Genomic DNA, 9761 nt, shown 5'->3' with positions numbered 1-9761 from the left:
GCCCGGCAGGATTATGAACAGTTTTATGAGGAAGAACTAGAGCGTCGCCGCTTGCTGCAATGTCCGCCGATTGCGCAGCTTGTCGTCCTGACAGCTGTGGGAGAGGACGAACGAGAGGTGTTGCGGGCTCTATCTGCTGTCAAACAGCGCATAGAAAGCCTGATGGCAGGTGCATTTTCCGATCTCTGCTATCCGGTCTTGGGACCTGCACCGGCGAATATTGTGCGGGTGCAAAACCGATACCGCTATCATTTGACGATCCGCTGTCCTGACAGCAAGCGCAGGCGAACCTTGATAGATGGCGTGCTGCGCGAAGCTGGTGCCGACCGCCAGTTTCGTGGTGTCACTGTGTATGCAGACGTCAATCCCATGCAAGTATAAAGAATAAATAAAAATGAAGAGGAGTTTACTATGGCTGTAAGACCAATTATTTATGATCCGGATCCGATTCTGTACAAGAAATGCCATCCGGTGACAAAATTTGATAAGAAGCTCGGAAATATCCTGACTGATATGACCCAGACAATGCTGGACGCCAACGGCGTTGGTCTGGCAGGTCCGCAGATCGGTTATATGCGCCGCGTCTGTGTCGTGCTGGATACCTTGGACAATGACAGAATCATTGAGATGGTCAATCCGGAAGTGGTAGAGACCGAAGGCGAGCAGACTGGCTCGGAAGGCTGTCTCAGCTTCCCGAATAAGTTTGGTATGGTCACCCGTCCGCGCATCGTAACCGTTCGTGCACAGGATAGAAACGGCGAATGGTTTACGGTCAAGTCTCAGGATTTGACGGCACGTGCTTTCCTGCACGAAATTGACCATCTGGACGGACATGTTTTTACCGAAAAAGTAACCGAATATATCCACTATGATGAGGAAGAGGACGAGGCAGAATGAGACTGGTCTTTATGGGTACGCCGGACTTTGCGGTAAACTCGCTCGAACGCTTGATTGCAGATAAACATGAGATTGTTGGCGTATTTACGCAGCCAGATAAGCCACAAGGGCGCAAAATGAAGCTTACACCGCCGCCTGTAAAGCAACTTGCCTTGACACATAATATTCCAGTGTATCAGCCGGACTCTTTCAAAAATGAGAGCCAGCTGGAGCTGCTGCGCAAGCTGAATCCAGAGGTTATCATTGTTGTGGCATATGGCAAGCTGCTGCCGAGTTATGTGCTGGAGCTGCCGAAGTATGGCTGCATCAATGTACATGGATCTCTGCTGCCGAAATACCGTGGTGCGGCACCGATTCAGTGGATGGTGCTCAATGGCGAGCAGACCGCAGGCGTGACAACCATGTATATGGATCGCGGACTGGACACCGGTGACATTTTGCTGACTAAGGAGACACAGGTCGGCGAAAACGAGACGGCTGGCGAGTTGTTTGACCGTCTGGCAGCGATGGGCGCGGAGCTGTTGGCGGAGACACTGGAACAGCTGCCGCAAGGCATCCAGCGCAAGCCGCAGGATGATGCGCAGGCAACCTATGTATCTGTCTTGAGCAAGGACATGTCTGTAGTCGATTGGAGCAAACCGGCACAGCAGGTGCATAACCAGATTCGCGGACTGGATCCATGGCCAGTTGCCGTGACCAATCGCGGCGATGTGCGTCTCAAGCTGTTTCAGTCTCGTCTGACCGACCAGACTGCACAAGTTCCGGCGGGTACTGTGACGCTTGCCGATCCGAAAAAGGGTCTGTTCGTTGCGTGCGGAGATGGACGTGTCTTGCAGATTACAGAAGTTCAGATGGTCGGCAAAAAGCGCATGGCAGCTGGTGACTATCTGCGCGGCCACGCGATGGAGACCGGAACGGTTCTTGGCTGATGAGAGACGAAAGGAGGAACGAGATGCGTGAGAATACCTCTGCCCGTGAGGCGGCAGCGCGAGCACTGTTTGCCATTCGAGAAGAAGATGCATGGAGCGCTCCAGCACTGAAAAAATATGCAGCAGGCCTTCCCAAACGCGATGCCGCATTGGCAACGGCGTTGGTCGGCGGCGTGCTGCAAAACCAAGCGATGTGCGATTTCTATCTCGCGCATTACTCCAAGGTTCGCCTGAAAAAGGTCAAGCCGCGAATTTTAGATGTTTTGCGTCTGGCTGTGTATCAGATGGTCTGGATGGATCGCATTCCCAATTCGGCGGCGGTCAATGAAAGCGTGCGCTTAGCTCGGTCTCTGTGTCATGCAGATCCGCGCACCGCGAGCTATGTTAATGGACTGCTGCGGACGATTGCGCGAAATATTGAGACACTGCCTCAGCCGAATTGCGAGACCAAAGCGGAATATTATTCGCTGCGGTATAGCCACCCGCGCTGGCTGACGGAGCTGTATTTGGAGCAATTTGGTGTCAAACAGACGCGGTTGCTGCTGGAGGCAGACAATGAACCGGCACCAACCGTTTTGCGCGTCAATACACTGAAGACAAATACGGATACCGTGCGGGCGCGTCTGGAAGCGCAGGGCGTTTGTGTTCATGCACATGAGACCATTCCAAACTGTCTGACGGTTTCTGGAACCGGCAGCTTGGAACAGTTGGATGTCTTTCAGGAGGGTCTTGTCACTGTGCAGGACGGCGCAAGCCAGATGAGTGTGTATGCGCTTGATCCAAAGCCGAACAGCCGCGTGCTGGATTGCTGCGCGGCGCCGGGCGGCAAGAGCTTTTTTATCGCCGAGCGAATGAAAAATACCGGCTCTGTAACTTCGTGCGATATTTATGCGCACAAACTGGATAAGATTCGAGAGGGAGCACAGCGTTTGGGCTTGACAAACATAGATGCTCAGCTGCAAGATGCCGCACAGTTCCGACAGGAATGGGAGGAAGCGTTTGACTATGTCCTGTGTGATGTGCCGTGTTCTGGTTTAGGCATTATTCGCAAAAAGCCGGAAATTCGCTACAAAGATGCTGCTGCACTGGAGTCCTTGCCGGAGATTCAGCTGGCAATCTTAAAAAATGCCGCACGATATGTAAAAAAAGATGGAATTTTGGTTTATTCAACCTGTACGGTGTTGCGTCGGGAAAACGAAGAAATTGTGAAAGCGTTTTTACAGAGTACACCGCAGTTTGAAAAACAGACATTTTCTCTTCCAGTATGTGAACAGCCTGTGGATGGGTCTGTCACTCTCCTGCCACAGGTGCATCACACGGATGGATTTTTTGTTGCAAAATTCCGTAAAATGGCTTACTATGAAAAGGATGAGAGCACATCTGTGCTTTCGTCGGAGATTTGACATATGACAAAACCTGAGATTAAATGCCGGACACTGCCGGAGCTGAAGGAAGAATTGCGTGAAATGGGAGAGAAACCATTTCGTGCAGGACAAATTTTTCAATGGCTGCATCAGGGTGTTTCTTCGTTCGATGAAATGACCAATGTTTCCAAGCCGCTTCGCGCCAAGTTGTCCGAACAGTATCTGTTGACGGCACCGAAAATCCTGCGCAAGCAGGTGTCTAAAGTAGACGGCACCATTAAATACCTGTGGGAGCTGCATGATGGCAACTGCATTGAGAGCGTATTCATGCGGTATCATCACGGCAATTCTGCCTGTGTGTCGTCTCAGGTAGGCTGCCGAATGGGATGCAAGTTCTGTGCATCGGGTCTGGGCGGATTGGTCAGAAGCTTGTCCGCAGGTGAGATCCTTGACCAGATTCTATTTATGCAAAAGGACACCGGTGAGCGCATTTCCAACATTGTTTTGATGGGAACCGGCGAGCCGCTGGACAACTATGATAACGTCTTGCGTTTCATTCATTTGGTCGGTGCGCCGGAGGGCTTGCATATCGGACAGCGACATATTTCCTTGTCCACATCGGGACTGGTGCCGCAGATTCGTCGTCTTGCCGAGGAAAAATTGCAGATTACGCTGTCAATTTCTCTGCACTCCCCGGACAATGAGAGCCGCAGTGCTACGATGCCGGTCAATAAGAGCTTCCCGGTAGAACAGCTGATTGCAGCCTGTCGTGATTATTTTGACATGACAGGGCGCAGAATCTCGTATGAATATACGATGATTGACGGCGTGAGCGACCGTCCATGGCAGGCAAAGAAGCTGGCAGAGCTGCTGCGCGGCCGTCCGGCACATGTAAATCTGATCCCTTTAAATCACGTTACGGAGAGCGGACTGCGCACTTCCTCGAAGGAGCATGTCGCGGCTTTTCAAAATATATTGGAAAAGAACGGAGTCACTGCGACAGTTCGGCGTACTTTAGGACCGGATATTGACGCATCCTGCGGACAGCTGCGCCGCAGACACATTGGTGAGACGTTCGGGAAAGAGTGATACAATGAAAGCATATGGCAAAACCGACAAGGGTCTGGTTCGAGCGAACAATCAAGATACCTTTCGCCTAGACGTTCCGGAAACGGGAATGGGATTTATTGTTCTCTGTGATGGAATGGGCGGCGCACGCGCCGGAAATATTGCCAGTGAACGCGCAGCAAATCGCTTCTTAGAGACCATCAAAACGGCAGATCCTTCTGAAACCAACGCAGATGTGCTGGCAGATTTGGTGGAAAAAGCCGTGCATATGGCGAATAAAGAAGTGTTTGAGCTGTCTCAGTCGTCTCCGGCATACAATGGCATGGGTACGACATTGGTCGGTGGTATCTGCGTGGATGACCGCGTGATTCTCGCCAACGTCGGCGATTCTCGCGCGTATCTGATTGACACAGACAAGATCGCACAGATGAGCACCGATCATTCACTGGTCGCGGAAATGGTTCGCAGCGGACGGTTGACCCAAGCGGAGGCCAAGACATATCCGGGACGAAATCTCATTACCCGCGCCGTTGGCGTGGACAGCGAGGTGGAAGCGGATGTGTATGAAATCAAGATGCACGAGGGACAGATCTTGCTCCTGTGTTCGGATGGTCTGAGCGGTCCGGTGACAGACGCGGAAATCGTTGCAACTGTCTCGCAGGCGGAGAGTCTGGAACAGGCGTGCACACAATTGATTGAACTGGCTTGCAAAGCCGGTGGAAATGACAATATTACTGTTGTATTGTACACCAAGTAGGAGACATGGGAATGGAAAATTTAGTTGGACAGACACTCGGCGGGCGATATGAAGTCCGCGAGGTGATTGGAACCGGTGGTATGGCGATTGTTTACAAAGCATACTGCACCGTTCTCCATCGTTATGTTGCCATTAAGGTCCTGAAAGAAGAGTTTTCTCAGGATGAGGAGTTCCGCAAGCGCTTTTACAACGAGGCGCAGGCGGTAGCAAAGCTCTCGCAGAACAATATTGTTTCCATTTACGATGTATGTCACACGGAAAATTGTCCGGAATACATCGTCATGGAACTGTGTGAGGGCGTCACACTGAAGGATTACCTTCGCAAAAAGCATCACCTGACATGGCAGGAAACCCTGTATTTTGCACAGCAGGTAGCTCGTGCGCTGGATCATGCGCACAGCCGCGGCATTATCCATCAGGATATTAAGCCGCAGAATATTATGCTGCTGCGCGATGGCACGGCAAAAGTCATGGACTTTGGCATTGCCAGCTTCGCAAACAGCCAGGAAACACGCAAGGTATCGTCTGAGGCAATTGGCTCCGTGCATTATATCTCGCCGGAGCAGGCAAAGGGCATCAAGGTAGATTTCCGCACGGACTTGTATTCGTTGGGCGTCGTGATGTACGAAATGCTGACCGGTACGCTGCCGTTCCGCGGAGATACTGCTGTTGCTGTTGTCATGCAGCATTTGAACACGGTACCGCCGGTACCGAGCAGCATTGTGCCGGATATTCCGAAGGCAATGGATGAGATTGTCATGCACGCGATGTGCGCCAATGCCAGCCAGCGGTACAGTTCTGCCATGGATATGTTCCGTGATATGGAGCGTCTGCGCTCGAATCCGAATCTGGTACTGAATTATTCGTCGCACAACAGCGATTTGGATGAGACCCGCGCGATTTCGTATAATCGCGACGAGGACGCGACGCAGTATATTCCGCACACACCAGCAGTAGAGGCGGATGAAGATGCAACGCAGTACGTACCGCGTGCAACCGAGAGCCAGAACCGCTCGCAGCAACAGCAGACCAATAAGCGCACACAGCGACCGGCAGAAGATGATGATAATGAAGTCTATGAAGCACCGGTAAAGCAGCGTTCGACTGGCAGCAAGAAGAAGGACGGCACAGGCAAGGTAGTTGCCGGTGCAGTAATTGTAGTTCTGATTGCTGTTGTGGCATTCTTTGCCATGCGTATGGCGGGCAACAGCAACAATGAGACCCAGTCGTTAACTGTACCGCAGTTTGTTGGCTTGAATTACACCAAGGACATCAAGGGCAACAAGGATTATTCGGATTTCAACTTCCAGATTACCGAGCAGAAATTTACTCAGGATGAAGCGGACAGCAAGGGCTACGCAGATGGCGATGTCATCGATCAGAATCCGAGAGCAAAGACAACCATCGATGTCGGCACAGAAGTTGCGCTGACACTTGCTTCAGTTGTCGATAACGAAGAGGAAGAGACCAATACGGTTTCGGTTCCGTCTTTGGCAGGCAAGAGCTATGAGGATGCACAGAGTGCTCTGCGCGCTAAGGGCTTAAAGGCAAAGCGCACAGAAAAGACCTCTGAGAGCGTTGCTCAGGGCTATGTCATCAGCAGTGATCCGGATGCCGGTGAAGATGTAGAGGTTGGCTCTACGGTCACAGTCGTTGTTTCTTCCGGTTCTGCGAACACGAATAAGACGGTTCCGAACCTGAGAGGCTTGACCACCGAGCAGGCTTCTGCGGCACTGGAAAAGGCGGGCTTGGCACTTGGCTCTGTGCATGAGCAGGAGAGCACGGCAACCGCAGGTACCGTTATCAGCCAGACCGTACCGTATGGCACAGAAGTTGCAAAGGGAACTAGCGTTGGCATTACTATTGCCAAGGAGCAGGCAACAGAAGAGCAGCCGAGCAACGGGGACGGAGATACCAATAACAATGGAGATACCAACAATGGGGATGATAACAATGGCGGCAACAACGGCGGAACAGGTTCTGCTTCCGTCAGCGTGACTTCCTCTAGAATTTCGGTTAGCCTTCCGACGGATCGTGACACGTGCAGTGTCACGATCTCCGTCGGTGGCTCGACGCTGTACAGCAGCACAGCAAAGACGAGCCGTGGCTCTGTCGGCTGCAGCGTTCGTTACACCAGCACACAGCGCGTTGTTGTGACGGTTGACGGTTCGACAATCTACGATCAGGATGTTGATTTCAGCAAACTGTAACAGATAAAGGAATACGATGTTATGAAACAAGAGAATGGATTCATTCTCAAGGGAATCGGCGGATTTTATTATATTCGCACAGATTCTGGAGTTGTAGAATGCAAAGCACGCGGAAAATTCCGCAAGTCATCACAAAAACCTGTAATCGGTGACCGCGTTACGATTGAAGTACAAGACGACGGCACGGGTTACATTATGTCAATTGAACCAAGAAAAAACAGACTGATTCGGCCTGCGGTCTCGAATATCGATCAGCTTGTCATTGTATGCAGCGCAGCACCACCGGTGACAGAGACGCTGCTGATTGATAAGGTGACAGCGATTGCAGAACACAAAGGAATGGATGTCCTGATTGTCATCAATAAGTGCGACATCAATCCGGGAGACCGTCTGTATGCCATTTACACGCAGGCAGGATTTCAAGTTTTCCGCGTCAGCGCACAGACCGGCGAGGGTGTGGAAGCACTCCGAGACCAGCTGACGGGGAAAATCTCTGCATTCGCAGGAAATTCCGGCGTCGGAAAATCCAGCTTACTCAATGCAATCGATCCAAAGTTCCAGATGGAAACCGGGGCGATCAGTCCGAAAACAGAACGCGGCCGCCATACAACCCGGCATGTTGAACTGGTTGAACTGGAAAACGGTGGATTTATTGCAGATACGCCGGGATTTTCTGCCTTCGATGCGGAACGCATGGATCTCATCCTCAAGGATGATTTGCAGTATGCCTTCCGCGAATTTGAACCATATCTCAACCAGTGCCAGTTTACCGGCTGCGCGCACGTCAAGGAAAAAGGGTGCGCGATTCGGCAGGCGGTTGCAGATGGAAAGATTGCGAAGGAACGGCACGAGAGCTATTGTCAGCTGTATGAGAGTGTCCGAAACCTAAAGGAGTGGGAATTGAAATGAACGTGCTCATGATTGCTGCTGCACCAGAGGCTGATTATGACTATATCCGGCCGCTGGCGGCACAGGCAGAATATATTATCTGCGCAGATGGCGGTGTACGTCATGCGCAGGCCTGCGGTATTCAGCCAGATTTAGTTGTCGGAGACTTTGATTCGGGAACTTATCCGGATTTTGATGTAGAAGTGATTCAGCTCAAGCCGGAAAAAGACGATACCGATCTGCTCAGCTGCACGCGGGAGGCTCTGCGGCGCGGCGCGGATCAGATCACCTATGTCTGTGCATCGGGCGGCAGAATTGACCACTTTCTTTCCAATCTTTCTCTGCTGGAATTTTTATATGAGCACGACTGTCAGGGAATACTCATAGATAGCCGAAACCGCGTGACCTTTCACGGCGGCGGTACGTTGACCTATTCGGCAGATCCGGCATACAAATATGTCGGCATTATTCCGTTGGATGGAACATTGACCGGCTTGACCCTGCGCGGCACCAAGTATGTCGTAACAGACGCGGAGGTGTCGCGCTCTCAGCCGTACACCACATCCAATGAGCCGGTAGAACCAGAGTATTCGATTACCATTGGAAGTGGTCGTGCGCTGGTTATTGAGAGCAAAGACAAGTAATACAAACACAGGAGGATATTGAAATGAATGTATACAAGACAAAGGGAACCTGTTCCCGCGAAATTCACTACAGCGTCAAGGATGGCGTAGTAGAAAGCATCGAAGTCATTGGCGGCTGCAACGGCAACCTCAAGGGTATTTGCCGTCTGATTACCGGTATGCCGGTAGAGCAGGTTATCAAGGCGTTTAAGGGCGTTGACTGCGGCGGACGCGGCACCTCATGTCCGGATCAGATCGCGCAGGCTCTGGAGCAGGCGAAGTAAGCATCAAAATAACACACGAGCAGGGTTGATTTTCAGCCCTGCTTTTTTTCATGCCATGTAAAAAATGCAGTATGCATGACTGCAAAAATTCATTTTGCTTGAATTTTACAAGAAAATGAAATGCAGGCTGCATTCTCGAAACTTTCATTTGTGCAAAATGCCACGATATGAGAAAACATTCATTTGTTTTTGTTCAAAGTATGGAAATTTTCAATTTTATCAAAGAGAAATACCAATTTTAGTTGCAAAAATGGTAAGAAATCACTATAATATCAGATAGTTAAGTGAAAAAGATACATGCGGAATTCAAGCCGCAGAGGCGAGGGACTTCGGAATGGAATTCGCCCCGGAAAGGAACACAGTATGGTTAAACCGATTTCTAAAATTGCAGCCGCAATCGCTCCGTCCGCCACTCTGGCAATCAGCGCACTGGCAAAGCAGATGAAAGCTGACGGCATCGACGTTGTTAGCTTCGGCGCAGGCGAGCCGGACTTCAACACACCGGAAAACATCAAGGAAGCAGGCATCGCTGCGATTCAGGCAAACAAGACGAGATATACTCCGGCTGCCGGCATCATGGAGCTGAGAAAGGCAATCTGCAACCGTATGAAGGAAGACCTCGGTCTGGAATACGAGCCGAGCCAGGTTGTTGTTGCATCCGGCGCGAAGCACAATGTTTATCTGGCAATCATGGCTTGCTGTGATCCGGGCGATGAGGTTGTTGTAGCAGCTCCGTACTGG

The 9761-nt window shown here is 51.1% G+C and carries 10 protein-coding genes and 1 pseudogene; all 11 read left to right on the top strand.

Annotation, left to right across the window (positions count from 1 at the left end):
- Window positions 1–381, top strand: a pseudogene (locus ACR0P9_RS03535) (primosomal protein N'); the annotation flags it as partial.
- Window positions 382–411: 30 nt separating this feature from the next.
- Window positions 412–897 (top strand): peptide deformylase, encoded by a 486-nt coding sequence (def, locus tag ACR0P9_RS03530; protein ID WP_432617457.1) that lies wholly within the window; start codon window positions 412–414, stop codon window positions 895–897.
- Window positions 894–1826 carry a methionyl-tRNA formyltransferase gene (gene fmt / locus ACR0P9_RS03525; protein WP_432617456.1) on the top strand — a complete coding sequence of 311 codons (933 nt, stop codon included), beginning with the start codon at window positions 894–896 and terminating at the stop codon, window positions 1824–1826. Before def ends, fmt begins: the two co-directional genes overlap by 4 nt.
- A gap of 23 nt (window positions 1827–1849) precedes the next feature.
- Window positions 1850–3229 (top strand): 16S rRNA (cytosine(967)-C(5))-methyltransferase RsmB, encoded by a 1380-nt coding sequence (gene rsmB, locus ACR0P9_RS03520; protein WP_432617455.1) that lies wholly within the window; start codon window positions 1850–1852, stop codon window positions 3227–3229.
- Between the two features lie 3 nt (window positions 3230–3232).
- Window positions 3233–4279: a 23S rRNA (adenine(2503)-C(2))-methyltransferase RlmN gene (gene rlmN, locus ACR0P9_RS03515; RefSeq protein WP_432617454.1), complete on the top strand. Its 1047-nt coding sequence runs from the start codon at window positions 3233–3235 to the stop codon at window positions 4277–4279.
- 4 nt (window positions 4280–4283) lie between these two features.
- Window positions 4284–5015 carry a Stp1/IreP family PP2C-type Ser/Thr phosphatase gene (locus ACR0P9_RS03510; RefSeq protein WP_432617453.1) on the top strand — a complete coding sequence of 244 codons (732 nt, stop codon included), beginning with the start codon at window positions 4284–4286 and terminating at the stop codon, window positions 5013–5015.
- 11 nt (window positions 5016–5026) lie between these two features.
- The gene (gene pknB / locus ACR0P9_RS03505; protein ID WP_432617452.1) at window positions 5027–7225 is read left to right on the top strand and encodes a Stk1 family PASTA domain-containing Ser/Thr kinase; all 2199 of its coding nucleotides are present in this window, start codon (window positions 5027–5029) and stop codon (window positions 7223–7225) included.
- Window positions 7226–7246: 21 nt separating this feature from the next.
- Window positions 7247–8134: a ribosome small subunit-dependent GTPase A gene (rsgA, locus tag ACR0P9_RS03500; protein ID WP_432617451.1), complete on the top strand. Its 888-nt coding sequence runs from the start codon at window positions 7247–7249 to the stop codon at window positions 8132–8134.
- Window positions 8131–8757 carry a thiamine diphosphokinase gene (locus ACR0P9_RS03495; RefSeq protein ID WP_432617450.1) on the top strand — a complete coding sequence of 209 codons (627 nt, stop codon included), beginning with the start codon at window positions 8131–8133 and terminating at the stop codon, window positions 8755–8757. Before rsgA ends, ACR0P9_RS03495 begins: the two co-directional genes overlap by 4 nt.
- Before the next feature lie 23 nt (window positions 8758–8780).
- Complete coding sequence (locus ACR0P9_RS03490) at window positions 8781–9020, top strand: TIGR03905 family TSCPD domain-containing protein (RefSeq protein ID WP_216468871.1); 240 nt, start codon at window positions 8781–8783, stop codon at window positions 9018–9020.
- Between the two features lie 363 nt (window positions 9021–9383).
- Window positions 9384–9761 (top strand): aminotransferase class I/II-fold pyridoxal phosphate-dependent enzyme (locus ACR0P9_RS03485; RefSeq protein ID WP_432617449.1); only part of this gene is annotated, 378 nt, incomplete at its 3' end.

It is taken from the genome of Butyricicoccus sp., assembly GCF_050872565.1.
GTDB lineage: Bacteria > Bacillota > Clostridia > Oscillospirales > Butyricicoccaceae > Butyricicoccus_A.
Note: the sequence above shows the minus strand (reverse complement) of the source record. Positions and strands in the feature narration are given on the sequence as shown.